The organism is Bacillus sp. S/N-304-OC-R1, from assembly GCF_019749375.1.
Classification (GTDB): domain Bacteria; phylum Bacillota; class Bacilli; order Bacillales; family Cytobacillaceae; genus Cytobacillus.
On record NZ_JACWFE010000005.1, the window covers coordinates 84,017 to 108,280 of the forward strand.

At 40.1% G+C, this 24,264-nt stretch carries 24 protein-coding genes; 17 read left to right on the plus strand and 7 right to left on the minus strand.

Translation table 11 applies throughout. The features are described 5' to 3' along the window. Positions 1 to 256 precede the first annotated feature (256 nt). Positions 257 to 1,159, plus strand: coding sequence for a heme o synthase (gene cyoE / locus H0173_RS07660; RefSeq protein WP_260631087.1), 903 nt, complete (start codon positions 257 to 259; stop codon positions 1,157 to 1,159). 245 nt (positions 1,160 to 1,404) lie between these two features. Continuing rightward, positions 1,405 to 3,351 (plus strand): GTP-binding protein, encoded by a 1,947-nt coding sequence (locus H0173_RS07665; protein ID WP_221845769.1) that lies wholly within the window; start codon positions 1,405 to 1,407, stop codon positions 3,349 to 3,351. 99 nt (positions 3,352 to 3,450) lie between these two features. On the opposite strand, the gene H0173_RS07670 is transcribed toward H0173_RS07665, so the two are convergent. Next, complete coding sequence (locus H0173_RS07670; protein ID WP_221845770.1) at positions 3,451 to 3,867, minus strand: PaaI family thioesterase; 417 nt, start codon at positions 3,865 to 3,867, stop codon at positions 3,451 to 3,453. An 18-nt stretch (positions 3,868 to 3,885) separates the two neighbouring features. Continuing rightward, positions 3,886 to 4,344, minus strand: a complete 459-nt coding sequence (locus tag H0173_RS07675; RefSeq protein ID WP_396021196.1) for a PaaI family thioesterase — start codon at positions 4,342 to 4,344, stop codon at positions 3,886 to 3,888. Positions 4,345 to 4,787: 443 nt separating this feature from the next. Here H0173_RS07675 and H0173_RS07680 point away from each other — a divergent pair, with 443 nt between their 5' ends. From H0173_RS07680 to paaX, 13 genes are all read left to right on the plus strand, one after another. After that, positions 4,788 to 6,116 carry a phenylacetate--CoA ligase family protein gene (locus H0173_RS07680; protein WP_221845772.1) on the plus strand — a complete coding sequence of 443 codons (1,329 nt, stop codon included), beginning with the start codon at positions 4,788 to 4,790 and terminating at the stop codon, positions 6,114 to 6,116. Positions 6,117 to 6,354: 238 nt separating this feature from the next. Next, positions 6,355 to 7,308, plus strand: coding sequence for a 1,2-phenylacetyl-CoA epoxidase subunit PaaA (gene paaA, locus H0173_RS07685; RefSeq protein WP_221845773.1), 954 nt, complete (start codon positions 6,355 to 6,357; stop codon positions 7,306 to 7,308). Positions 7,309 to 7,332: 24 nt separating this feature from the next. Further along, positions 7,333 to 7,677, plus strand: a complete 345-nt coding sequence (paaB, locus tag H0173_RS07690; RefSeq protein ID WP_221845774.1) for a 1,2-phenylacetyl-CoA epoxidase subunit PaaB — start codon at positions 7,333 to 7,335, stop codon at positions 7,675 to 7,677. Beyond that, positions 7,674 to 8,486, plus strand: coding sequence for a 1,2-phenylacetyl-CoA epoxidase subunit PaaC (gene paaC, locus H0173_RS07695; protein WP_221845775.1), 813 nt, complete (start codon positions 7,674 to 7,676; stop codon positions 8,484 to 8,486). Before paaB ends, paaC begins: the two co-directional genes overlap by 4 nt. Before the next feature lie 43 nt (positions 8,487 to 8,529). Then, complete coding sequence (gene paaD, locus H0173_RS07700; RefSeq protein WP_221845776.1) at positions 8,530 to 9,030, plus strand: 1,2-phenylacetyl-CoA epoxidase subunit PaaD; 501 nt, start codon at positions 8,530 to 8,532, stop codon at positions 9,028 to 9,030. 17 nt (positions 9,031 to 9,047) lie between these two features. Continuing rightward, a complete protein-coding gene (locus tag H0173_RS07705; RefSeq protein WP_221845777.1) occupies positions 9,048 to 9,353 on the plus strand; it encodes an EthD family reductase in 306 nt (101 codons plus the stop codon). Further along, the gene (locus H0173_RS07710) at positions 9,353 to 10,129 is read left to right on the plus strand and encodes an enoyl-CoA hydratase/isomerase family protein (protein WP_221845778.1); all 777 of its coding nucleotides are present in this window, start codon (positions 9,353 to 9,355) and stop codon (positions 10,127 to 10,129) included. Before H0173_RS07705 ends, H0173_RS07710 begins: the two co-directional genes overlap by 1 nt. Before the next feature lie 13 nt (positions 10,130 to 10,142). Beyond that, positions 10,143 to 10,916 (plus strand): enoyl-CoA hydratase-related protein, encoded by a 774-nt coding sequence (locus H0173_RS07715; RefSeq protein WP_221845779.1) that lies wholly within the window; start codon positions 10,143 to 10,145, stop codon positions 10,914 to 10,916. A 15-nt stretch (positions 10,917 to 10,931) separates the two neighbouring features. Continuing rightward, the gene (locus tag H0173_RS07720; protein WP_221845780.1) at positions 10,932 to 12,449 is read left to right on the plus strand and encodes an aldehyde dehydrogenase family protein; all 1,518 of its coding nucleotides are present in this window, start codon (positions 10,932 to 10,934) and stop codon (positions 12,447 to 12,449) included. 159 nt (positions 12,450 to 12,608) lie between these two features. Next, the gene (locus H0173_RS07725) at positions 12,609 to 13,481 is read left to right on the plus strand and encodes a 3-hydroxyacyl-CoA dehydrogenase (protein ID WP_221845781.1); all 873 of its coding nucleotides are present in this window, start codon (positions 12,609 to 12,611) and stop codon (positions 13,479 to 13,481) included. Beyond that, positions 13,478 to 14,683, plus strand: coding sequence for a 3-oxoadipyl-CoA thiolase (locus H0173_RS07730; protein WP_221845782.1), 1,206 nt, complete (start codon positions 13,478 to 13,480; stop codon positions 14,681 to 14,683). The genes H0173_RS07725 and H0173_RS07730 overlap by 4 nt, the downstream gene beginning before the upstream one ends. A gap of 99 nt (positions 14,684 to 14,782) precedes the next feature. Then, positions 14,783 to 15,559, plus strand: a complete 777-nt coding sequence (locus H0173_RS07735) for an enoyl-CoA hydratase-related protein (protein ID WP_221845783.1) — start codon at positions 14,783 to 14,785, stop codon at positions 15,557 to 15,559. 78 nt (positions 15,560 to 15,637) lie between these two features. Continuing rightward, on the plus strand, positions 15,638 to 16,516 hold the full coding sequence (paaX, locus tag H0173_RS07740) for a phenylacetic acid degradation operon negative regulatory protein PaaX (protein ID WP_221845858.1): 879 nt from the start codon (positions 15,638 to 15,640) through the stop codon (positions 16,514 to 16,516). A gap of 106 nt (positions 16,517 to 16,622) precedes the next feature. Here paaX and H0173_RS07745 read toward each other — a convergent pair whose 3' ends face one another. Further along, entirely contained in the window at positions 16,623 to 17,150 is a 528-nt protein-coding gene (locus tag H0173_RS07745; RefSeq protein ID WP_221845784.1) for a gamma carbonic anhydrase family protein, read from the minus strand. 80 nt (positions 17,151 to 17,230) lie between these two features. Here H0173_RS07745 and H0173_RS07750 point away from each other — a divergent pair, with 80 nt between their 5' ends. Further along, entirely contained in the window at positions 17,231 to 18,211 is a 981-nt protein-coding gene (locus tag H0173_RS07750; protein ID WP_221845785.1) for an NAD(P)H-dependent flavin oxidoreductase, read from the plus strand. Positions 18,212 to 18,272: 61 nt separating this feature from the next. On the opposite strand, the gene ltaE is transcribed toward H0173_RS07750, so the two are convergent. After that, entirely contained in the window at positions 18,273 to 19,316 is a 1,044-nt protein-coding gene (gene ltaE, locus H0173_RS07755) for a low-specificity L-threonine aldolase (RefSeq protein ID WP_221845786.1), read from the minus strand. A gap of 168 nt (positions 19,317 to 19,484) precedes the next feature. Between ltaE and H0173_RS07760 the strand changes: the two genes are divergently transcribed. Continuing rightward, complete coding sequence (locus tag H0173_RS07760; protein WP_221845787.1) at positions 19,485 to 19,760, plus strand: CC/Se motif family (seleno)protein; 276 nt, start codon at positions 19,485 to 19,487, stop codon at positions 19,758 to 19,760. Between the two features lie 61 nt (positions 19,761 to 19,821). Here the strand turns inward: H0173_RS07760 and H0173_RS07765 are convergent, their stop codons facing one another. From H0173_RS07765 to H0173_RS07775, 3 genes are all read right to left on the minus strand, one after another. Beyond that, positions 19,822 to 21,627, minus strand: a complete 1,806-nt coding sequence (locus tag H0173_RS07765; RefSeq protein WP_221845788.1) for a carbon starvation CstA family protein — start codon at positions 21,625 to 21,627, stop codon at positions 19,822 to 19,824. A 136-nt stretch (positions 21,628 to 21,763) separates the two neighbouring features. Next, a complete protein-coding gene (locus H0173_RS07770) occupies positions 21,764 to 22,501 on the minus strand; it encodes a LytR/AlgR family response regulator transcription factor (RefSeq protein ID WP_221845789.1) in 738 nt (245 codons plus the stop codon). After that, positions 22,476 to 24,260 (minus strand): sensor histidine kinase, encoded by a 1,785-nt coding sequence (locus H0173_RS07775; RefSeq protein ID WP_221845790.1) that lies wholly within the window; start codon positions 24,258 to 24,260, stop codon positions 22,476 to 22,478. Before H0173_RS07775 ends, H0173_RS07770 begins: the two co-directional genes overlap by 26 nt. Positions 24,261 to 24,264: the final 4 nt, after the last annotated feature.

Sequence of the window (24,264 nt, forward strand, 5' to 3'; positions counted from 1 at the left end):
CCTTATAAAGTATTTAAAGTGTCATTCAGCAATAAGATAGCAAGAATTAATGGAATATAAGTGACTACTTGCTTGCAATTTATCGCTTGTTAGTACAATACTATTAAAGGGCTCGATTGTTGGGGCAATTTATAGGGCAATAGTCGATGATAATACCAACGATTCAATAATGCAAAAAGTATATTAGAACAGACATGTAGCTCATACTGAAACTGAACATTTATTTCATTAATAATTGATGGGGGAGGAAAGAAAAATGAGTAATGATGGAGTACCTTCTCCGAAAAAGTCCTTAATAACTGATTTAAAATACCTTGTTAAAGCTAATGTTTTAACCGCTAATGTTCTTCCGGTTTTTACCGGTTTTTGGCTAGCACTTTATTTTACGAATCAATCTTTTGCAGATAACATAAGTTTGTTTCTCCTAACGATTATTGGCAGTACCTTTGTAATTGCAGGGGCTCTCATAATTAATAATTGGTATGATGTTGATATTGATAGGGTAATGGATAGGACTAAAAAGCGGCCTACAGTAACCGGAAATATATCTTTAAGAACGGTCTTATGGTTAGGTATTATTCTTTCCATTCTAGGTTTTATTTGTTTGCTTTTTACGACAATAGAAGCGACGATATATGCATTTATTGGATGGTTTACATATGTAGTTCTGTATACGATGTGGTCGAAGCGAAGGTTTACACTTAATACGGTCATTGGGAGTATTTCAGGGGCTGTTTCCCCATTAATCGGCTGGTGTGCGATTGCGACAAGTGTACATATCGTGCCCATTGTCCTATTTCTCATATTATTTATTTTTCAAATGCCTCATACTTTTTCCATTGCGATGCGGAAAAATGATGAATATAAGGCTGCCGGGGTCGCGATGCTTCCAGCCGTGCACGGATTTGCGATGACAAAGAGACAAACAATGGTTTATATTGCCTGCCTGATTCCGTTTCCATTCTATTTAACATCTCTCGGAACAGTATTTATCACCGTAGCTACTTTGCTAAATATTGGCTGGCTTGTCATTAGTATTAGAGGATTCTTTACGAAAAATGATGAAAAGTGGGCAAAGGTGATGTTCCTATATTCTGTTAACTATATTACGATCTTGTTTTTGCTTATGGTTATAGTGACACTGCCAATATTCGAATAGGAAGAAGGGAACACGGTGAAAAAAGCCATGTTCCCTTTCTTCATTTATCGAATTCTGCTCATGGAAGGCTGGATTAATCCATTTGATGATGCAGCCTGAACCCAGCCAGGATACTCGGCCATCAATAAATCGAAAGCTCATTTTCAGATGTGAATTGAGGATCTGCCACACTGGATTTTTCCAGAGTGGTATAAGCTTGCTATAATAAAAAATATCCTAAACGATAGAATAGGAGTCCTGCATAAATGAACAAAACAATAGGAATATTAGCACATGTTGATGCGGGAAAAACAACCTTCTCCGAACAATTGCTTTATCATACAAATAGCATTAAGAATCGGGGACGAGTGGATCACCAAAGCGCCTTCTTGGATAGTCATGAAATTGAGAAACAGCGTGGGATTACTGTTTTTGCCGATCAGGGAATGTTTGATTTTGGTGACAGCACGTATTATTTAATAGACACTCCGGGGCACGTCGATTTTTCTCCGGAAATGGAGCGGGCTATTCAGGTGATGGATGTTGCCATTATCGTTGTCAGTGCAGTTGAAGGTGTGGAAGGCCATACGGAAACAGTATGGAATCTATTGAAAAAGCATCGTGTGCCAACATTTTTCTTCATTAATAAAACAGATAGAACGGGTGCAGATGTAGATAGGGTGCTAGAGGAAATTCGCAGTAATTTATCTGCAAATGCCTGTAATATTTTTGAATCACTTGCTTCTGAAGTGATGAATGAAGAATTAATCGAATTCATTGCCGAACGGGATGAGGCGCTATTGGAGCATTATATGGAGGAAGGATATGAGCCAAAGCTTTGGTTTAATGCAATGCAATCGCTGGTTCAATCCTCACAAATTTATCCATGCTCAAGCGGATCAGCCTTACAGGATATAGGGGTAAAGGAGTTTCTTGAACAGCTCGAATTACTAACAATTACGAATTTTTCTAATCATGAACCTTTTGCAGGACGAGTATATAAAGTCCGATATGAAGAAAATGGCACAAGAGTTACGTTTATTAAAGCGCTAAGCGGGACATTAAATGTACGAGATGAAATCTCATATGGTAATGAAATGATCGAAAAAGTAACTCAAATTCGCCGTTATAATGGGAGTCAATACGAACATATTAATCAGGTTAGTGCTGGTGAGCTTTTTGCAGTTATTGGACTATCTGATGCATCAGTTGGAGATGGAGTTGGCGTACTAAGGGAAAAAGCTATATATGAATTGGTTCCCGCTCTACGTTCAAAAGTTGTTTTTGAATCTGGTGTAAACGTGAAAGAAGCTTTAAGATATTTTCGCATGCTCGAGGCTGAGGATCCTTCACTTAACGTCATCTGGGAGGAACGTTTTCAGGAAGTTCACCTTCATGTGATGGGAGCTATTCAATTAGAAGTCCTGCAGCAAATTGTTCGGGATCGCTATCGCTTAAATATAAAATTTGAAAAGCCGGAGATTCTTTATAAGGAAACGATTGAAACAGAAGTCATCGGCTATGGCCATTTCGAGCCGCTGCGGCATTATGCCGAGGTGCATGTGAAATTAGAACCAGGAAATAGAAATGATGGAATTACATTTGAAAGTAAGTGTCATAGCGATGATTTAGCGATTGGATTTCAAAATTTAGTTGGTCAGCATATTCATGAAAAAGAGATACACGGCTTGTTAACCGGTTCACCTCTTACCGATATTAAAGTGACGCTGTTAACAGGAAGAGCCCATAATCAGCATACGCATGGCGGCGATTTTAGAGAAGCCACGTTTCGTGCTATACGGCAAGGACTTGAGAAGGCTAAAAAACTATTGCTCGAGCCGTATTATCAGTTCAAGATTAAAGTAGAATTGGAGCAAATGGGAAGGGTTTTAGCAGACATTCAATCAGCATCCGGACGCTTTGATCCGCCTGTTACAGAAGGCGAAAAGACAATAATAACGGGAATTGTTCCAGTTGCTACGTTTATGGATTACAGTGCTGTGCTTGCTTCCTTTACCCATGGCAAGGGCCGCATTTCCCTAACGTTTCAAGGCTATCACCGCTGTCATAATGAGAAGGAAGTAATCGATCGGATTGGATATGATAAAAATGCAGATCCTGATTTTACGTCTTCTTCAATCTTCTGTTCGAAAGGACAAGGCTTCTCAGTTCCATGGGATGAAGCGGAAGAAATGATGCATTGTATAAAATAAATGCCGATCTACTTGTAGAATGATATCACAGGTAGGTGGTTGCAATCCCAGCAGGGTCGGCTTTTTGCTGCTAAAGAACAAGGACCGACCCTGTTTTCTTTATTTTTTTTGCATAACCATGATGGATGAAACTGCATTGGCTATTCTTTTTTTATTTTGTGTGAGTACTGAAGTTACGTAGGATATGGTGTTGCCGAATTTCTCCACTGTAGCTTCTATCTCAACGTCACCGCTTAAAATAGGACGATGGAATGTAGTATCTAAATCAATAGAGGCAAACGTTTGCCCTTCATTCAAAAGAGTGGAAATGGCATAGGCCATTGTTACATCAGCTGCAGCAGAAACAAACCCGCCCATCACTACGCCATTTCCATTCAGCAAGCGATCATCAATGGTCCATAGACATTTTGCATATCCACTATTTGCTTCCAAAACCTTTATTCCAAGCGTGTCATCACATGCAGGTGGATCGCTTTCACGGCGAATTACCTTATTTAAATCTATATTTTGTCTCATCTAGTCATCCTTCCTTTATTAAAGTTCTACCGGTACGAAATACTGGTCTTTGCGATACACAGTTGCATCCATAGTGGCCAAAAGATTTCCTTCACTTTCTACTGTAATCCGATACCAGGCGATCCGTCGGGTTTTCTTTTCCTCTGTAGCTGTGGCTGTGAGGATAGCCCCTTTACGGCCAGGAGCCATAAAGTTCATATTGGTCGATAGACCTACAGCGGTTTTTCCATACGAATTGCTTGCTGCAGCAAAAACATAGTCAGCAATTGAAAACATTATCGCTCCATGAACGGTTCCATGGGAATTTAACATATAATCCTTAATTTGCAACTCTGCAGAAGCTGTTCCTTTTCCAAGTTCAGTTAATCGAATACCAAGGTGATTTGCATATGGCTCCTGCTTTAGAGTTTCAACGATTTGTTCGTAATGCGTTTCGTGTACTTCCAGTTCATCCACTTGTTTAGTCAATGAAAACACCTCAATCTTATAGATTTGCAGAATAAAATAATCTTCTAGTGGGATTAGCATATTATGTAAAAAGTCAAGCCAATCCAATCTTTTGAAAAAAATACAACGTTTATTTCACGACGAGTAAATATTAGTTTATATAGCTACAAATAAAAAATATCATAGCTTATATAAAGTGTAAATGAATGTTTTTGAATATTTCAGTTAATGAGAAAAAATAGTCCGAATAACCTTGAAAACACTATATTTATTAAATGTAAGCAATATAAAGATGATATTGTCAAATGTGAATTTTCAGAAATTATTGTTGACAACCTATTCAACTGATTTTAATATTTAGTTATATTTTCATTGTTGCTATGTTACTAATCGTTTAAACGGCGTATTTAAACTGTTATGAATTCTTTTTTACATAACAGTAGAGATATATTTATGACATTGGAGGGCTACACATGTTTAATCCAGAAATTGAATCAATGGCACGCCATAAAATGGAAAATCTGCAAAGTGAACGTCTTCAAGCAACTGTAAAAAGAGTATATGAGAATGTTGAATTTTATAAGAGAAAGTTTGATGAGCTTGGAATTACTCCGGAAAATATAAGAAGTCTGGATGATATAGTAAAGCTTCCTTTCACAAAAAAGCAGGATCTGCGTGATAACTATCCATATGGTTTATTTGCTGTACCACTGGATGAAGTTGTTCGAATTCACGGATCTTCCGGTACAAGCGGGAAGCCTACTGTTGTCGGGTATACACAAAATGATATTGATGTTTGGAGTGAGGTAGTAGCTCGCTCGATTGTTGCAGCTGGAGGAAAAAAATCAGATGTTTTTCATAATGCATATGGATATGGATTATTCACTGGCGGTCTCGGCCTCCATTACGGTGCAGAAAAACTAGGTGCTGCAGTTATCCCAATTTCTGGAGGAAACACAGAGAGACAAATTACAGTCATCGAAGACTTTAAGCCAAGAGGCATTTGTGGAACACCATCGTACATTTTGAATATTGCTGAAAAAATGCAGGATATGGGTTTGGATCCAAGGAATACATCGGTCGAATATGGTATTTTCGGTGCAGAGCCATGGTCAGAGGAAATGCGTGCCAAGCTTGAAGAAACGTTTAATTTGAAAGCGGTTGATATATATGGACTAAGCGAGATTATGGGGCCTGGCGTATCAATTGAATGTCACGAAGCTCAAAACGGATTGCATGTTCAGGAAGACCATTTCTTCGTTGAAGTTTTAGATCCAAAAACACAGCAGCCGGTTCCTGAAGGTGAAGTCGGTGAACTTGTTTTTACGAGTTTAACGAAGGAAGCATTTCCTGTAATCAGATACCGTACTGGTGACCTAGCTTCAGTAACAAAAGAAAAATGTATTTGCGGCCGGACTACAGTTAGAATGTCAAGAGTTAAGGGACGTACAGATGATATGATCATTATCCGCGGAGTAAATGTGTTCCCATCCGAAATTGAACGTGTTCTTTTGCAGATTAATGGACTAGTCCCACATTTCCAAATTCATCTAACTCGAAAAGGAACAATGGATAGCGTAGAGCTCCATGTTGAAATTGAAAATGGAATATACGAAGAAATTGGCGGAGATCTAACTCACTCTCGAATTCAGGAAATGAAATATGAAATTGGGCATTTAATGAAGTCTACATGTCTAGTATCAATGAATACAATTTTCAATATTCCTAAAGCGCTTCCAAGAAATGAGGGTAAAGCGATTCGGATCGTTGACTTAAGAAATTCAGGTGCTGTAGGTGTATAAAGTTTCTCAACTATATCATTCTAGTAAATATTCATTTGAATAGTGTAAGAATAAACGCCAGTCATCACAAAGTCTGGCGTTTTATATTGTTTGTAAGTTTAAGAATAGCATGGCTGAAGATAACTTTTTATAAAAAATTATCTGAATATATTTACAAAACTTATAACAATAAATTATAATAACGTTAATAAAGTGTTATATAGTGAATAACTTAATATAGATTTAAAGGGGGAGCAAAATGTCTAATCTTACTATGGTATCGGAAGAGGAAAAATTAGCGCAATTTATCGAGCGGATTGAAGAAGGAGATAAAATTGAAGCAGATGACTGGATGCCTGAGGAATATCGCATGGCACTCATTAAATTAATCTCAATGCATGGAATAAGCGAAATCATGGGGGCGCTTCCAGAAAAGGAATGGGTGCCAAAAGCGCCATCATTACAGAGAAAACTTGGCATTATGGCTAAAGTACAAGATGAGATGGGACACGGACAGCTGCTGCTTCGGGTAGCAGAGGATTTATTAAAGCCATACGGAAAAAATCGCGGTGACTTAATGCAGGATTTATTTAACGGCGATTTGAAGTTCCACAACGTTTTCCATATGGATACAAAAACATGGGCAGACGCAGGGCTTATTGGCTGGTTAGTCGATGGAGCAGCAATCATTACCCAAACAAACATGCTTGGCGCATCCTATGGACCGTATTCAAGAGCACTTCAGAGAATTTGTGCAGAAGAGGTTTTCCACGCACAGCATGGAGAGGCCATTATTATGGCTCTTGCAGAAGGAACAGAAGAACAAAAAGCAATGATTCAGGAAGCACTTAACCGCTGGTGGGATGCACTCCTTATGTTCTTTGGCCCAGCAAGCAGTGCTACAACTGGCGCATCGAAACAAGATGTGACGATCAAATACAAAATTCGTACAAAAACGAACGAAGAATTAAGACAAAACTTCTTTGACAAATACATCCCAAGAATTAAATCTTTAGGATTAACGATTCCGGATCCGACAATGCACTATGATGAAGAAAATAAAACTTGGGTATATCAGCAGCCCGATTGGACTGAGTTCAAAAAAATTATCAAAAATCAGGGACCACGTTCTCAAGCACGCTTAAACCTTCGAAGATCTTCTTATCAAAACAATGCTTGGGTGCGTGACGCACTTGCAGCGACAGTAAACTAAGGAAAAGAAAGGGGCAGAAGACAAATGGCAGAAAAAACATTTTATCAGGAATTTGAAGTATTCAGTAAGCGGACTCCTAGCTCTTCCTTCCAGCATCAGTTTAGTCTGCTCGCTCCAAACGAAGATATGGCGCTTGTTATGGCTCAAGAAAATTTTATGCGCCGAGAACCAGTTGCAGACATTTGGATTGTGAATAGGAAGCATATTAGAGGATTGGATGCTGAAGAGAAACAAACACTGGCCAGACTGGATAATAAAGACTATCGTACAACAAAAGGATATGGCTACTTAAAGAAAAAATGGCGTCACTATGAACAGCAAATGCTCGATGAAAAAGAAATTCTTTCATGGGGAGGCGAGGGCAAATGAGCAGCACAGAAAACGTATTAAGCACGGAATTTAAAGAAGCTTTGACAAATCTGTTGTTTCAGCTGGCAGATGATGACTTCTTAATTTCTTACCGCGGATCAGAATGGCTTGGTCTTGCTCCTCATATTGAAGAGGATGTTGCTTCCTCTTCAATAAGCCAGGATACGATGGGACATGCTGCCATGTATTATACACTCCTTGAAGAGCTTGGAGCGGGGAATAAAGACGAACTTGCTCATGTGAGACCAGCAGAAGAACGGAAAAATAGTATCCTAGCTGAGCGGGTAAATGGCGAAGGATATTATATGGAAACACCGACTTATGATTGGGCTTATGCTGTTGTTAGGAATTTCTTCTATACACAGGCTAAAAAGGTGAAAATCGATTCGCTGCGCCAAAGCTCGTATACACCGCTAGCAGAGGCAGCTGTAAAGGTGAATATGGAGCTTTACTATCACCTACTGCACTGGAAAACGTGGTTTGTTCAATTATTAAGCTCAACAGATGAAGCAAAAAAGAAAATGAACGATGCGATTGAGCTTGTGATGAAAGACTTTGGGGATGTTTTCTCGTACGGAGATCAAAAAGAGGCTATTGAGAGCAATGGACTGATTGGCAGTGAGGAAGAATTAAAGGATAGATGGCAAGAGAAGATAGCACCTATATTTGAAACACTCGGATTGAAAGTGCCGGAAATTCCAGAACCATCACATTTAAACGGCCGTAATGGCGAGCACACAGAGGATTTAACAGAGGCATTAGCTACCCTTTCAGAAGTATATCTACTAGACCCTGCAGCAGCTTGGTAATCAACTTTTTTCAGCAAAAATCTGTGAAAAAGAGGTGTCTTAGATGGCTGCGTCAGAAGAATCTATTAAACAACAAGTATTCGAGGCACTCATGAATGTAAAAGACCCAGAGATTGATACAGTTAGCATTATTGATCTCGGGATGGTGGAAGAAGTAAAGATGAACGAAAATTCCGTAAAGATTGTTCTTCTTCCAACATTCTTAGGGTGCCCAGCCCTAGAAATTATTAAAAAGAATACAGTGAATGCAGTAAAAGAATTGAATTTAGTAGACGAGGTGGAGGTAGAATTTATTTTTCATCCCCCTTGGACATCAGACCGTATAACAGAAGAAGGTCATAAAGGCTTGCGGGCGTTTGGAATTGCACCGCCGCCAAAGCATTTTGAAGAGGATGGCACCTGGCATGTGGATTGCCCGTATTGTGAATCAACGTATGTCACAATGGAAAACATCTTTGGACCAACAGCTTGCCGCAGCATTCTATATTGCAAGTCTTGCAAAAATGTATTCGAAGCAATGAAACCAGTTTCAACATTAATGTAAAGTGGAGGGAATTAACAATGGCTAAAGTCGTTGCGCTATATAAACAACCAAAGGATAAAGAAAAATTTGATGAGCATTATTTTAATGTTCATGCACCTATTACAGCAAAAATTCCAGGACTTCGTGAAATGAAAGTATCAAAATTTAATAAAAATGTCATGACTGGCGGTGAGCCTGATTACTATTTAATGTGTGAAATGATTTATGACAGCATGGACGACTTAAAGAATGGCATGCGTTCTGATGAAGGAAAAGCATCTGGAAAGGATTTAATGGGATTCGCGGGTGATCTAGTCACTCTAATGATTGGTGAGGACGCGTAATGAATCGTTTTGAATACATCGAAACATCGATTCATGGCAGCAAGGCGGTTATTGAATTAAATCGCCCTCGCCAGCTAAATGCACTAAATCGAAAAATGGTCAGTGAAATTGCCGAATCTATGGAAGAGTTTGACAGGAATGAGGAAATTCGTGTCATCGTTCTAACGGGAAAAGGCCATTCTTTCTCAGCTGGTGCTGATATCGATGAAATGGCTGATGATGATCCGATTCGTCTTGAACTGCTAAATCAGTTTTCCGATTGGGATAGGCTATCCCTTATTAAAAAGCCAATTATCGGAGCAGTGAAAGGATTTGTATTTGGTGGAGGCTTTGAGCTTGCGTTATGCTGTGATATTTTGATCGCGGCTGCGGGTACAGAATTTTCCTTCCCAGAAGTATCAATCGGAGTTATGCCAGGTGCAGGCGGTACACAAAGGCTGACTAAACTCGCTGGCAGAACAAAAGCCATTGAATGGCTGTGGACAGGTGAGCGAATTCAGGCAGAAGAGGCACTGAAACATGGTGTAATTAATAAAATTGTAGCACCTGAATTGTTAATGGAAGAAACGTTAAAGTTTGCAGACAGAATCGCGAAACAGCCCCCATTATCTGTCCGACTTATTAAAGATTCGGTAAATAAAGCCGTAGATTACTCATTATATGAGGGCATGCAATATGAGCGGAAAAACTTCTATCTGCTGTTTGCCTCACAAGACCAAAAAGAAGGCATGAACGCATTTGTTGAAAAAAGAAAACCGAATTATAAAGGAAAGTAAGGGGGCTTAACGAATGTTTGAAACGATCCAATATAACGTTAAGAATGGGGTCGCTTGGCTTCGTTTAAATCGGCCAGACAAACTCAATGCCTTTATAGCGAAAATGAATCGTGAAATAAAGGAAGCAGTCAGAAGTGCCTCAAAGGATGAAGAGGTTCGCTGTATTGTTATTACAGGTGAGGGACGAGCGTTCTGTTCAGGTCAAGATTTATCAGAGGTTGATGAAAACATGGATCATGGCGAAGTGTTAAGAAACCATTACGGTCCAATGGTCAAGCAAATAAGACAATGTGAAAAGCCGATTGTAGCAGCGGTAAACGGAGTTGCAGCAGGAGCAGGTTTTTCACTTGCGCTAGCGTGTGATTTCAGACTAGTTTCTGAGAAAGCTAGTTTTATCAATGCCTTTGTCCATGTTGGCCTAATCCCGGATTCAGGCAATCTATATTTTCTAAGCCAGCTTGTCGGCCAGGCAAAGGCGGCAGAGCTTGCGATATTAGGAGAAAAAGTGTCAGCAGCTAAGGCTGTTGAAATTGGTCTTGCAACCAAAATGATCCCTGCGGAAGTATTTGAAGAAGAAGTGAACAGCTTCTCAGCACATCTAGCCACTATGCCAACGAAGGCAATTGGATTGATTAAACGATCCCTCAAAGCTGTTTCTGAATTATCATTTGATGACTATCTGGAGCACGAAGCCCAAGGTCAGAGAACAGCAGGATTAACAGCTGATCACCGTGAAGGCATCGAAGCATTTATGCAAAAAAGAAAACCTGTATTTTCAGGAAAATAAAGGGAGTGGGTTACTATGTCAACAACTCAAGAAACGAAGTTAGAACAAGAAGCAGTTAAACGCGAATACTATCATCTAATCATTAATGGAGAAAAAGTGAAGAGCAGCACAGGAGCAACCATTAAGACATATAACCCAGCTACTGGCGAATTAGTGGCTGAAGTGGCTAAAGCATCTAAAGAAGATACTGAAAAAGCGGTTGCTGCAGCGCGCGAAGCATTCGATAACGGGAAGTGGAAGAAGTATCCAGTAGGCAAACGTGCACAAGTTTTAAACAAAATTGCAGCTATCATGCGCTCCCGATTTAATGAACTAGTGGAGTTGGAAGTTTTAGACACAGGTAAAACAATTCACGCAGCTCAAGGCCAGATTACACAAGCAATCGAAGACTTCGAATTCTATGCTGGTGCCATTGTCGGCCACCGCGGAACTGTTAACAATGTTCCGGGACAATTCCACAACTATACAGAGAAAGAGCCGGTAGGTGTTTGTGCGCAAATTACACCTTGGAACTATCCAATGATGATGGCAGCATGGAAAATTGCCCCTGCCATTGCAGTTGGCTGTTCCGTAATCGTAAAGCCTGCATCATTAACTCCATTAACAACAATAGTTCTTGGTGAAATCTGTTTAGAAGCTGGTGTCCCAGCAGGCGTTGTGAACATTATTCCTGGATCAGGCTCTGAAGTAGGAAATCTTCTTGTAGAGCATCCTCAAGTAGATAAGGTAGCATTCACTGGCTCAACACCAGTTGGGAAAGATATCATGGGCAAGGCATCTCAAACGCTTAAGCGTGTAACACTTGAGCTTGGGGGCAAATCTCCTAATCTCGTATTTGAAGATGCGGATATTGACGGGGCTGTAGACGGTTCATTATTCGGTATTTTCTATAACTCAGGCCAATCCTGTGAAGCACGATCCCGTCTATACGTTCATGAAGACATTTATGAAGAATTCATAAGTAAGTTTGTTGAAAAAGCGAAGAGAATCAAGCTAGGCGATCCATTTGATAAGGGCACACATATGGGGGCATTAATTGACCAGGATCAGCTTGATACAGTTGACGGCTATGTTAAGTCTGCTATTGCAGATGGAGCAGAGGTCCTTACAGGCGGTAAACAAGTACATCCTGAAGGATTTGAAAATGGCTTCTGGTATGAGCCAACTATCATTGCTAACGTAAATCATGATATGAGGGTTGTAAAAGAAGAAATCTTTGGCCCAGTTGTAGTGATCATGAAATTCAAAGACGAAAAAGAAGCAATTAAACTAGCAAACGACACCGAGTTCGGTCTTGGTTCTGCCATCTGGACGAAGGATGGCGCACGTGCAACTCGTGTCGCAAACCAAATTCAAGCAGGTATTGTGATGATCAACTGCCCATTCTCTGCATTCCCGGGAACTCCATTCGGCGGTTATAAGCAATCAGGCTTCGGCCGCGAATTAAGCATTGAATCATTAGATCTGTACACAGAAACAAAGAGCATTCTGTCCTACTATGGAAGCCGTCCAATAAATCCACTAGGTCTTTAAATTAGTCTACTTTCTAAAGAATTGAAAGAAACGGTTCTCTGTTTAGTCTTATTTAAACAAAGTTTACGAAAACAGCCTTAAAAAAATTTATGAGTACGGACAGAGTGCAAATTGTGCAGTCTGTTCGTACTCATTACATGCATAAGGGGGAGAATCCAGATGATTAACCGTATCGTGGTTGTTGGTTCCGGAGTAATGGGCAGGGGAATTGCCTATGTCGGAGCAACAGGCGGATTTTCAGTGACATTAGTGGACATCAATGAATCTGCTTTGCAGAATGCGAAGAAGGAAATTGAATCTATTTTTGAAAAGGGACTATCACGCGGAAAAATAACAGCTGAAGCAGCCGAAAACGCCCGTGCCCTTTTGAATTATGAAAATGACCTGGCTAAAGCAGCAGCTTCAGCCCATTTAATTATTGAAGCGGTTCCTGAAATAGCACATATTAAAAAGCAAGTATTTGAAACGATAGAAGAGCACGCAACAGAAAGCTGCTACTTTGCTACGAATACATCCACAATGAGTCCAACAGAAATTGCATCCTATGCAAAACGTCCAAATAAAACAATCGCTATGCATTTCTTTAATCCAGTGCATAAAATGCCGCTTGTAGAAATTGTTCGAGGACTAGAAACAAGTGATGAAACAGCAGAAGTGATCCGAGAAGTAGCGGCTAAAATGGGCAAGGAAACAGTCGTTATTAATGAATTCCCTGGATTCGTGACAAGCAGAATCAGTGCGTTAGTAGGCAATGAAGCGTTTTATATGCTCCAAGAAGGACTTGGAACACCAGAAGAGATTGATAAAGCGATTAAACTAGGTTTGAACTATCCGATGGGTCCATTTGAACTGGTTGATCTTGTCGGCCTTGATGCTCGTTTAAATAACTTGAAATACTTACATGAAAAGCTTGGAGAGAAATACCGTCCAGCACCGCTTCTAGAGCAGTACGTCAAAGCAGGACGCTTAGGACGTAAAAGCGGTAAAGGGGTATATGATTATACAAACAAGGAAGAGATGGTAAGAAAATGAGAGAAGTAGTCATTGTTGATGCTGTCCGTACACCGATCGGAAGATATAAAGGAGCTTTAAAGGATGTAAGACCAGATGACCTTGGTGCGGTAGTCATTAAAGCACTTATCGATAGAAACTCGAATCTTCCCCTAGAAAAAATTGAAGAAGTGGTATTCGGCAACGCGAACCAAGCTGGTGAAGATAATCGTAACGTTGCCAGAATGTCTGCTCTTCTAGCTGGACTTCCTGTAGAAGTCGGCGGAACAACTATTAACCGATTATGCGGTTCTGGACTAGACGCAGTCATGTATGCAGCAAGAGCGATCGCTATTGGAGAAGGGGATATTTATATTGCTGGCGGAACTGAAAGCATGACACGTGCACCGCTTGTTATGGCAAAGCCTTCACAAGACTACCCGCGCGGAAACATGGAGCTGCACGATACAACGATCGGGTGGCGCTTTACGAATCCGAGGCTTAAAGAAATGTATGGGGTCGACTCTATGCCGCAAACTGCTGAAAATGTAGCACAGCGATATAAGGTTTCCCGTGAAGACCAAGATCAATTTGCATTTGAAAGCCAACAGCGAGCAAAGAAAGCGATGGAAAAAAATCGCTTTGCGGAAGAATTAGTGCCTGTTGTTTATAGAGATCGAAAAGGTAATGAAATTATCGTTGATCAAGATGAGCATCCACGTCCAGATTCAACGCTAGAAAAGCTTGCTAAACTGAAGCCTTTATTTGAAGGCGGTACAGTAACAGCCGGCAATGCGTCTGGAGTAAATGATGGGGCTTCGGCACTGCTGCTGATGAGTGCCGAAAAGGCAAAAGAGCTTGGCCTTAAGCCATTGGTTAAATATGTAACAGGTGCAACAGCTGGACTTGAACCAGCTGTCATGGGACTTGGCCCAATTTATGCTTCAAGAAAAGCGCTTGAGCGTGCCAAATTGACGACAGATGATTTAGGGCTAATAGAACTGAACGAAGCATTCGCTTCTCAATCCCTTGAATGCATCCGTCAGCTAGAACTAGATCAAAGTAAAGTCAATGTTAATGGCGGAGCCATTGCTTTCGGTCATCCGCTTGGTGCAAGCGGAGCTCGTATTCTGACTACCCTTATTTATGAAATGAAGAAGCGCAATGAAAAGTATGGCCTTGCCACAATGTGTATTGGTGTTGGGCAAGGAATTGCAGCTATTGTAGAGAATGTGAATGAATAGAAGGGAGCAGTGAACACTCCCCTTAACAGGCTGTCTCTCTTGCACCGCTAATAAGCGGAGGGCAATGGACAGCCTGTTGCTATAGAAAGGATGAATAATATGACTACAGTTTTATATACGAAGAAAAACAATATTGCCTATATAACAATCAATCGTGAAGAGGCTTTGAATTGTTTTAACTATGAAACCTTGAAACTATTACAGGAAGTAACAGACAATATTTCTATTGATCCGGAAGTAAAAGTCGTGATTTTTACTGGAGCGGGTGATAAAGCTTTCAGTGCCGGTGCTGATTTAAAGGAGCGTAAGACGTTGACAGAAACGGAAGTACGCCGCAATGTAAAAGCAATCCGTGATGTATTTAATAGTATTGCAGCTTTGCCTCAGCCAACCATTGCTGCTGTAAATGGCTATGCCCTTGGAGGCGGTTTTGAGCTAATGATCGCGTGTGATTTTCCGATTGCAGCAGAGGGTGTAATGATGGGGCTAACTGAAACAAGCTGGGCGATTATTCCTGGAGCCGGCGGTACACAGCGCCTTCCCCGTCTTGTTGGTGAGATGAAAGCGAAGGAATTAATTTTTACCGCCAAACGGTTCACTGCTGAAGAAGGACTTGATCTCGGGGTTGTTCTGAAGGTTGTTAAGAAAGAAGAGCTGTTAGCCGCTTGTGAAGGGCTGGCATCTGAGATTATGAAAAATGGTCCTGTCGCAATCAAGCAAGCTAAATACGCGATTACACAAGGAATGAATACAGATCTTCAGACGGGACTAGCTATTGAATCAAAAGCCTACGAATTTACAATCCCAACGGAGGATCGACTAGAAGCGCTGCAAGCATTCAGTGAAAAAAGAGCCCCTCAATTCACTGGGAAATGAGTTTACTTTTCCCAGTGTCACGTTATAATGAAGAAAAAAGATCGTAAATGATTGACAGAAGGGAAAAGAGTGGGAGAGATGGCGAACACACAATCAATGATTTTTACGATTTACGGCGATTACATTCGTCATTATGGGAATAAAATTTGGATTGGCAGTTTAATTCGCTTGTTAGAACAATTTGGCCATAACGAGCAATCTGTCCGCGTTGCGGTTTCACGAATGGTAAAGCAGGGGTGGATTCAGTCAGAAAGGGAGGGAAATAAGAGTTATTATTTCCTCACCCCTCGCGGAGAGCTTCGAATGGAAGAAGCAGCCCGTAGAATTTTCAAGCTTAAGGCACATGAGTGGGATGGAAAATGGCGGATGCTTATGTATACCATTCCTGAAGAGAAAAGGAATATCCGCGATGAATTGCGTAAAGAGCTTTTGTGGAGCGGTTTTGGCAGCTTTTCAAATGGATGCTGGATTTCACCTAACAATCTTGAAAAAGAAGTAAAAATGCTCATCGAGAAATATGACATTGGTGAATATGTTGATTTCTTCATATCCGAATATAAAGGCCCTCAGGAAAATCATGCGCTTGTTGAAAAAAGCTGGCCAATGACCGAGATTGAAGCGAAATACGATGAGTTTATTTCGGTATACAGCAAAAGATATATCATTCATCAAAGCGCAATGGCGAGCGGACAAATGACAGATGCTGAATGCTTTGTCGAACGGACTAATCTAGTTCATGAATACCGTAAATTTCTCTTTACAGATCCTGGGCTACCGAAAGAACTTCTGCCAGACATGTGGAATGGAGACCATGCAGTTCTTCTATTTGCTCAATATTACAAGCTCCTTGCAACACCGGCTAGCCAATTTTTTGAAGACGTTTTTAGCGAAGATAATGATATGGGCCGGAAGGATAAATCCTATGATGCCGATGATCATCCGTATATTGTGAATTAGGGACTGAAGATATTTAGTTATTTAATGTCACTGCATGGAAAGAATATTGATTAAGGCCATATAATTGATTGAAAAAAGCTGCTCTCAAAGGCAGCCTTTCTTTTTCCTAGTTTTTATTCTCTTCAGAAAATATTTCCCGGAATTCATAGCCCTTTTGTACGTATGTGTCGATAGATAGCTGAATGAGTTCGAGGTCTTTATCATTCAATTCACGCACTACTTTGCCTGGGGAGCCAACGATAAGTGAACGTGGCGGGATTTTTTTGCCGCTTGGAATGAGTGTATTGGCACCTATAATACATTCTTCTCCGATGTCAGCGTGATCGAGAATAGTTGAGCCCATGCCGATAATGGACCGTTTTCCAATTTTACAGCCATGCAAAATTACGTTATGGCCAATTGTCACTTCATCTTCAATGACAACGGGAGCGCCTTCATACAAATGAATGGTAGAGTTGTCTTGGATGCTGCAGCGCTTTCCGATTGTAATTGGCCCTTCGTCTGCACGCAGCACAGCATTGAACCAAATGGTGGATTCTTCCTCAATACGGATATCTCCTATTAAATCGGCACTTGGTGCAATAAAAACAGACGGATGAACTTCAGGTTTTTTTCCTTTGTATGGAACAATCATTGTATTCCCTCCATTGAAATTAACGGAATTGTTTTTCTTTTTAATATAGTATAACATTATTTTTATGGGGAGGAGAATGTATGAAATATGTTTGTGGATTGCTTGGTATCAAATACCCTATTATCCAAGGGGGAATGGGCAATATTAGCAATGCCCAGCTGACAGCTGCTGTGTCTGAAGCAGGGGGCCTTGGCACAATTGGCTGCGGCACGATGACACCTGATGAAGTAGAAAATATTATTACAGAAACGAAGCAACGCACAGCTAAACCGTTTGCTGTCAATATTGCGATTAGTGTATCACCTTATCCGAAGGAACTAATTGAGCTCGTCATTCGGCACAAAATCAGTGTCATATCTCTTTCTGCAGGAAATCCGGCACCTTATATTCCGGTGCTTCATGAGCATGGAGTGAAGGTCCTGGCTCTCGTTGCGTCTGTTAAACATGCACAAAAAGCAGAAGCGGCTGGTGCAGATATTTTAGTAGCTGAAGGGTTTGAAGCTGCTGGAATCAACTCTAGTTTAGAACTGACTACCTTTACCCTTATCCCGCAAATTGTAAAGCACGTAAATGCACCTGTGTTAGCGGCCGGAGGAATTGGCGATGGAAAAGGGCTTGCTGCGGCACTTATGCTTGGAGCCAGCGGCGTGCAGATGGGGACAAGGCTCATTGCGACAAAGGAAGCTCCGTTTCATGATATATATAAACAGAACCTCGTGAATGCAAGCGACACGGATACAATGATTTTTGGCCGAAGTGTTGGCCGTGTACGAAGAATATTAAAAACACCATACGCGGAAACACTTCATAATCGTGAAAAAGCGGGAATGACATTAGAGGAATATGCGGATTGGACATCAGAAGAGAAGCATATCAAAGGTGCAATTGAGGGCGATATGGAAAAAGGCTTTATCAACAGCGGCCAGATTGCGGGTCTCATTGAAGATTTGCCAAGTGTGAAGGAATTGTTTGATGCTATGATGGAAGAAGCGGGTACACGGCTCTATCAGTCGGCTGAAGAGTTAAAGGAACTTCTAGTATTGAATGACAATAATAGCTAGAAATCGATTGAAAACGATTATTAAACAGGCCTGTTCCCTAGTATCGGGACAGGCCTTATTGCTATTCTTTTATGATAGAATTAACAATTGATTTAACAGCTAGAACAGCTTTTTGAATATCGTCTGCAGTTATTTCTCTATGTGTGACAAATCGAATTCGGTGTGGACCAGATGATGTTGCTAGTATATCAACCTGTTTTAGTTGTTTTATAAACTCTTCAGAATCGAGTCCAATTTGTTCAAATGACATCATGACAATATTGCTCTCGACGCTGTCTGCATCAATGTCGATTCCTTTAATTTGTGATAAGCCCTTTGCAAGGGATTTTGCATTTGCATGATCCTCTTCCAGACGATTAATCATTTCCTCTAACGCTACAATTCCCGCAGCACCAATCATACCAGACTGGCGCAGTCCGCCGCCTAGCATTTTTCTCCATTTCCGTGCTTTTTCAATAAACTCTTTAGAGCCTGCTAATATCGAACCCATTGGCGCACTTAAGCCTTTTGATAAACAAAACTGTACCGAATCTGCATATTTAGCAATTTCCTTAGGTTCCACGTTTAAACTAATCGCAGCATTAAATAATCTCGCACCGTCAAGATGAATGGGAATTCCATGCTTTCTTGAAAGGGAATAGACCTCCTCCATATAGCTTAGAGGCAAAACACGTCCACCTGAGTACGCATGTGTATTTTCCAAACAAATGAGGCTTGTCCTTGGAAAATGAATATCATTTCCACGAATGGCACTTTCAATATCAGAAATAGGCATTCTGCCATTTGTTCCTCTAATTGTTTTCGCCTGTACACCAGCAATTGTTGATAGTCCGCCTGTTTCATAGTAATAGATATGGGCATGCTCTTCTAAAATAATTTCGTCTCCGCGCTGTGTATGAGTTAGTACAGCTACCTGATTACCTTGAGTTCCGCTAGTGACAAAAAGAGCAGCCTCTTTTCCCAGTAATTCTGCAGCTATTTTCTCTAAATGGTTAATAGTTGGATCATCTCTATACACATCATCTCCAACCTCAGCATTACGAATAGCATCTCTCATTTTTTCTGTAGGAGTTGTTACAGTATCACTTCTAAGATCAATTGGCATATGTGCTTCCTCCTTGAAAATTCTATATATTCTAATTTAAGCATAAGGCTCATTTTATGTATAGAAACAAACCTTCATATAAAGACAGTTTTTTGATCATGGAAATGATTTTGCAAATGATTAGTCAGTATTATAATAGATATAAAGAGGCAGCGGGAGGCATGGGGTATGATCATTGAAGTAGATGAGGAATCAAAAAAGTGGATTGAATCAAAAGGGAATCAACTAACTGTTAAGACTCTTGATGTGAAAGGATGCTGTGCACCCGGAGTTCAGGAGATCGTAGCCGTTCCGGGAAAACCGAAGACATTGAATTACTTTCATGAAGTTTCTGTTGATAATTTAACTATTTATGTTCAGAGGGATATTAAATTTAAAGAAAAGCTAGTGTTAAAACTATCTGGATTTAGTCTATTAAAAACAATGTCTGTTAAGCTTTATTAATTAAAAAAAGGGGGTGTCTCATAGCGAATTATCCAGCTGATTGAGACGCCCCTGTATTTACTTAAGCAATTTCTTTTTGTGATTGTTCCACCAGTAAGGCTTGTGGTATTTTAGAAAGCTGTATCCACTTGTTAATAGAAGTAATTAATATCACGAATCCTAGGACAAGCATGATGATGGAAAGAACGCCATTTAATACATTGAAGCCTGGACTGCCAGAATTTAAATAGACATTTTTTATCATCCAGTATCCTGCCACGTTAACCGTTACATATAGATATGCAAGCGGTACTAAGCAAGTTAGCATATACCAGCGCTTTTCAGCAATTTTGAGAACAACTGTTGCTCCAATAATTAATCCAATAGAAGCCATTAACTGATTGGAAACCCCGAATAATGCCCAGACAGAGCTAATATCACCAGAATATAGCAGGTAGCCCCAGAATAAGCATGCTAATGCACTTGAGATAATATTAGCAGACAATGAATCTGTGCGTTTTAACGGTTTTACAAAGTCACCGACGAAATCCTGGATTAGATATCGGGCAACACGTGTTCCGGCGTCAATCGCTGTTAAGATAAAGACAGCTTCAAAGAGAATAACAAATTGGTAGAAAAATGATGCCATCTTTTCAAAGAAAGGAATTCCTGTAAAGATGTCTGTCATTCCAACAGCCAGAGTCACAGCTCCACCTGTTCTTCCTTCTAAATCCATGCCAATTTCTTCACTAAGCTTTTGCAAATGAACTGGTTCCATTCCAAGTGTTGCGTACTTCTCTGGTGTTGAATTGATGGCAAAATAATCGCCCGGCTGCAATGATACAGCTGCAATTAATGCCATAATCGCAACTAAACACTCAACAAGCATAGCTCCAAATGCAACACCTTTAATATCTGTCCAGCGATTAATCATCTTCGGAGTCGTACCTGAACCAACAAATGCGTGGAATCCGGAAATCGCTCCACAAGCAATTGTAATTGAAACGAATGGCCATACTGGTCCAGCAATAATCGGTCCGCCGCCATTAATAAATTCTGTAAATGCAGGGAACTGAACTTCTGGATTTACGTAGAATACCCCAATGATTAGAGCAATAAATACCCCAATTTTCATAAATGTACTTAAATAATCACGCGGTGCCAGCAATAGCCATACTGGAAGAGCCGCAGCAAAGAAAGCGTAAATCGGAAGTGCAAGAGCAAGTGTGCTCTTTTCCAGTGTTAAGAATTCCCCTAAAGCTGTACCCTTAATATCTTGACCAAATATGATTGCTAAAACGATTAAAGAAAATCCAACAATGGTCGCAACTTTTAAATTTCCTGTTTTCTTATGATACAATCCTACTCCCATAGCAATTGGTATAGTAATTCCGACTGCAAATGTTCCCCAAGGATTTCTTTCTAAGGCGCTTAGGACAACTAAAGATAAGCCTGCCATCGTAATCGTAATAATGAATAGCATCGCTAATCCTGTACAAAAGCCTGCCACAGGACCAAGTTCTTCCTTTGCAATTTCTGATAATGATTTACCATCTCTGCGCATAGAAGCGAAGAGAACAACCATATCATGGACTGCGCCACCAATAACTGCACCAATTAGAAGCCACAATAGACCTGGTAAGTAGCCGAACTGTGCTGCCAGAATAGGCCCGACTAATGGTCCCGCCGCAGCAATTGCCGCAAAATGGTGACCAAAAGAAACCCATTTGTTCGTGGGTACATAGTTTTGACCATCCTCTAATTTGTGTGCAGGTGTCGGCTTAGCATCATTAAGCTTTAAAACCTTCGCAGCCATAAATGTCCCGTAAAGACGGTAAACAATTAACAGTATACAAATGGAGCCAATAACGATTGTAACCGCATTCATTTTTTAATTCCCCCTTTTGATTCTAATCATACAAAACGTAAAGTTTTTTTTTTGATTTTCAAAATAAAATACATAAATAGGGGGTTAAATTGCATGAATAAACAGATGAATTACAATATTCTATAAATATAAAGATTTAGAAACCGATTAACTGTTTTAATTCCTTTACATATGTTCTGCTGACAGGAACTTTGGATTTGTCTTTCATGATTAAGTTATAAGTAGAGTTAAACCATGGTTCGATTTCGCCAATTTGATCTATGTTTACAATGTAACTGCGATGTACCCTGAGAAATTGTCTTTTATTTAGTTTTTTCTCTAATGCAACAAGAGTTTCACTTAATTTATATTCTTGCCCTTTTGTTTTTATCGTACATTTTCCTTCACTTGATTCTAGATAAAGGATTTCAGAGTAATTTAGTAAAATAATTCTTTCGTCGATATTAACAGGAATTTTATCACTTCGATCACTTTTCATTAAGGGTGCGGGAGGTACAGATTGGTTTCCGTTCGTCTGCAGTTTTTTTACTTTTTCCAATGTTTTCTTAAGACGGTTTTCATCGTAAGGCTTTAATATATAATCAATTGCATTCAGCTCAAAAGCCTGAAGTGCATACTCATCATAAGCAGTTGCAAAGACGATAGCTGGCGTTAAATTGAGTGCCTCTAATTGCTTTGCCAAATTTAATCCGTTTTGTTCGGATAGTTCAATATCAAGAAAGACAAGATCAGGCTTAAGAATAGAAATGTCTGCAACCGCCTCCTCAAAACAATCACTTTCACCAGCAATTTCTACCTCCTTGCTCCGATTGAGGAGAAATTTCAATTCATCCCTTGCTAATGGTTCATCATCCACTATATAAGCTCTCAACATCGCGTTCAAAAACTCCTTTACTGTCGAGCGGTATGGAAATAGTGATGGTTGATCCACTATCCACTTGACTTATTATTTTTAAGCTTGCTAAACCGTTATAAATCCCATTTAGGCGTTCATAAATATTAAATAGTGCTGTGCCATTTCCTTTTTCCGAATTCACAATTTGCTTCCCAAGCAACTTTATCCGATCTTCGGGAATTCCCTGACCATTATCAGCGACAATAATTAGAAGCTGATTATTGTCGGTAAAAATTCTAATCGCAATTTTCCCTTCGGACTTACATCGAGGGAATCCGTAATGAATTGCATTTTCAACTAAAGGCTGTAAGGTAAACGGGGGAATGAATACTTTTTCAAGACCAGGCTCGATTTGATACTCAATGCAGTATTTATTAGGAAAGCGTGTTAGTTCCAAAGAAACATAAGCTTTCACATTTTCTAGTTCCTTCTCCAATGGTATGAGCATTTGCCTTGCCCCTTGGAGGTTGCCTCGAAAGAAAGAGCCTAAATCTAATAATAATTTACGTGCTCTATTTACATCCGTACGGCATAAAGCTGAAATGGTATTTATACTATTAAATAAGAAGTGCGGATGGATTTGTGCCTGTAAGGCTTTAATTTCCGCATCCTTTAACAGTTTGGTTTGGTGCTCTGCCTCTGCAAGCTCTAGTTGTGTGGAGAATAAATTAGCGAGTCCTTCTGCTAATTGCTCCTGAATTTTATCTAGCTTTTCTGGTTGATTAAAGTACATTTTTAATGTTCCAACGATTTTATTTTTCACTTTTAAGGGGAGGACGATTGCTGCTTCTAAAGGACAATGTTCATGGAAGCAAAATATATCCTCCTTCCTTTTTACAACCGCAATTTTCCCGTTTTCAAGCACCTTTTTTGTTAAACCTGTAGCAAGCTTTTCCTTAGGTATATGGTGATCCGAAGCAGTTCCTACATGAGCAAGAACATGATTGTCATCTGTAATGGCGACCGCATCAGCGTCTGTTAGGTTAAGCATAATTTTAGAAATCTCTTTACAAGAAATTGTGTTCAAGCCTTGCCGGAAGAATGGAAGTGTTTGATCAGCAATTTGAAAGGCAAGATTTGTTTGATTTGCTCGTGCACGGACTTCATCACGCATAATCGATTCAATAATGAACATGAAGAGCAAAGTGCCCAAACCATTTACAAAAATCATCGGCAAGCCAATCACTTGTACGAGCCCCCATGCATTCTCAAACGGTTTAGCTGTTAAAAGAATAATCACCATTTGCAAGAATTCCAATGTCATTCCCATTATGACAGCATATCCGGCTGTAATTTTCTTTCCCATCTGTTTTCTTCTTCTGCCAAAATAGCCGGCTATAATTCCAGCAATAATCGTAGAAAACGAACAGGAAAAGGCTGTGAATCCACCTAGTGAATAGCGATGAATTCCGGCGATTAGTCCAGCTCCTACACCAACAAACGGCCCTCCAAGCAAACCACCAATTACAATTCCCATAACTCTCGTATTAGCTAGAGCACTTTCGGGATCTATGGCGGCAAGCCAATGCGCTTTGTTAATCAAGGAATGATTAATCTCAATCCCAGTGTAATTACTGATTATGCCAAATGAGCCGAATAGAAGAATAATCATCAGCTTCTCATTTCTGCTGTGATCCTTTTGAACGATTTGCCGAAACGACTTCATTTGAGAGAGTAGAAAAGCAAGGATAACAATGATTCCAACCTTTTCTAGCATTAACGGTGCTAAATTGAACATGACC

What these genes read in the sequence shown, in the direction of transcription:
- cyoE (WP_260631087.1), top strand. Translation starts at nt 257, where the DNA reads ATGAGTAATGATGGAGTACCTTCTCCGAAAAAGTCCTTAATAACTGAT.
- H0173_RS07665 (WP_221845769.1), top strand. Translation starts at nt 1,405, where the DNA reads ATGAACAAAACAATAGGAATATTAGCACATGTTGATGCGGGAAAAACA.
- H0173_RS07670 (WP_221845770.1), bottom strand. Translation starts at nt 3,867, where the DNA reads ATGAGACAAAATATAGATTTAAATAAGGTAATTCGCCGTGAAAGCGAT.
- H0173_RS07680 (WP_221845772.1), top strand. Translation starts at nt 4,788, where the DNA reads ATGTTTAATCCAGAAATTGAATCAATGGCACGCCATAAAATGGAAAAT.
- paaA (WP_221845773.1), top strand. Translation starts at nt 6,355, where the DNA reads ATGTCTAATCTTACTATGGTATCGGAAGAGGAAAAATTAGCGCAATTT.
- paaB (WP_221845774.1), top strand. Translation starts at nt 7,333, where the DNA reads ATGGCAGAAAAAACATTTTATCAGGAATTTGAAGTATTCAGTAAGCGG.
- paaC (WP_221845775.1), top strand. Translation starts at nt 7,674, where the DNA reads ATGAGCAGCACAGAAAACGTATTAAGCACGGAATTTAAAGAAGCTTTG.
- paaD (WP_221845776.1), top strand. Translation starts at nt 8,530, where the DNA reads ATGGCTGCGTCAGAAGAATCTATTAAACAACAAGTATTCGAGGCACTC.
- H0173_RS07705 (WP_221845777.1), top strand. Translation starts at nt 9,048, where the DNA reads ATGGCTAAAGTCGTTGCGCTATATAAACAACCAAAGGATAAAGAAAAA.
- H0173_RS07710 (WP_221845778.1), top strand. Translation starts at nt 9,353, where the DNA reads ATGAATCGTTTTGAATACATCGAAACATCGATTCATGGCAGCAAGGCG.
- H0173_RS07715 (WP_221845779.1), top strand. Translation starts at nt 10,143, where the DNA reads ATGTTTGAAACGATCCAATATAACGTTAAGAATGGGGTCGCTTGGCTT.
- H0173_RS07720 (WP_221845780.1), top strand. Translation starts at nt 10,932, where the DNA reads ATGTCAACAACTCAAGAAACGAAGTTAGAACAAGAAGCAGTTAAACGC.
- H0173_RS07725 (WP_221845781.1), top strand. Translation starts at nt 12,609, where the DNA reads ATGATTAACCGTATCGTGGTTGTTGGTTCCGGAGTAATGGGCAGGGGA.
- H0173_RS07730 (WP_221845782.1), top strand. Translation starts at nt 13,478, where the DNA reads ATGAGAGAAGTAGTCATTGTTGATGCTGTCCGTACACCGATCGGAAGA.
- H0173_RS07735 (WP_221845783.1), top strand. Translation starts at nt 14,783, where the DNA reads ATGACTACAGTTTTATATACGAAGAAAAACAATATTGCCTATATAACA.
- paaX (WP_221845858.1), top strand. Translation starts at nt 15,638, where the DNA reads ATGGCGAACACACAATCAATGATTTTTACGATTTACGGCGATTACATT.
- H0173_RS07745 (WP_221845784.1), bottom strand. Translation starts at nt 17,150, where the DNA reads ATGATTGTTCCATACAAAGGAAAAAAACCTGAAGTTCATCCGTCTGTT.
- H0173_RS07750 (WP_221845785.1), top strand. Translation starts at nt 17,231, where the DNA reads ATGAAATATGTTTGTGGATTGCTTGGTATCAAATACCCTATTATCCAA.
- ltaE (WP_221845786.1), bottom strand. Translation starts at nt 19,316, where the DNA reads ATGCCAATTGATCTTAGAAGTGATACTGTAACAACTCCTACAGAAAAA.
- H0173_RS07760 (WP_221845787.1), top strand. Translation starts at nt 19,485, where the DNA reads ATGATCATTGAAGTAGATGAGGAATCAAAAAAGTGGATTGAATCAAAA.
- H0173_RS07765 (WP_221845788.1), bottom strand. Translation starts at nt 21,627, where the DNA reads ATGAATGCGGTTACAATCGTTATTGGCTCCATTTGTATACTGTTAATT.
- H0173_RS07770 (WP_221845789.1), bottom strand. Translation starts at nt 22,501, where the DNA reads ATGTTGAGAGCTTATATAGTGGATGATGAACCATTAGCAAGGGATGAA.
- H0173_RS07775 (WP_221845790.1), bottom strand. Translation starts at nt 24,260, where the DNA reads ATGTTCAATTTAGCACCGTTAATGCTAGAAAAGGTTGGAATCATTGTT.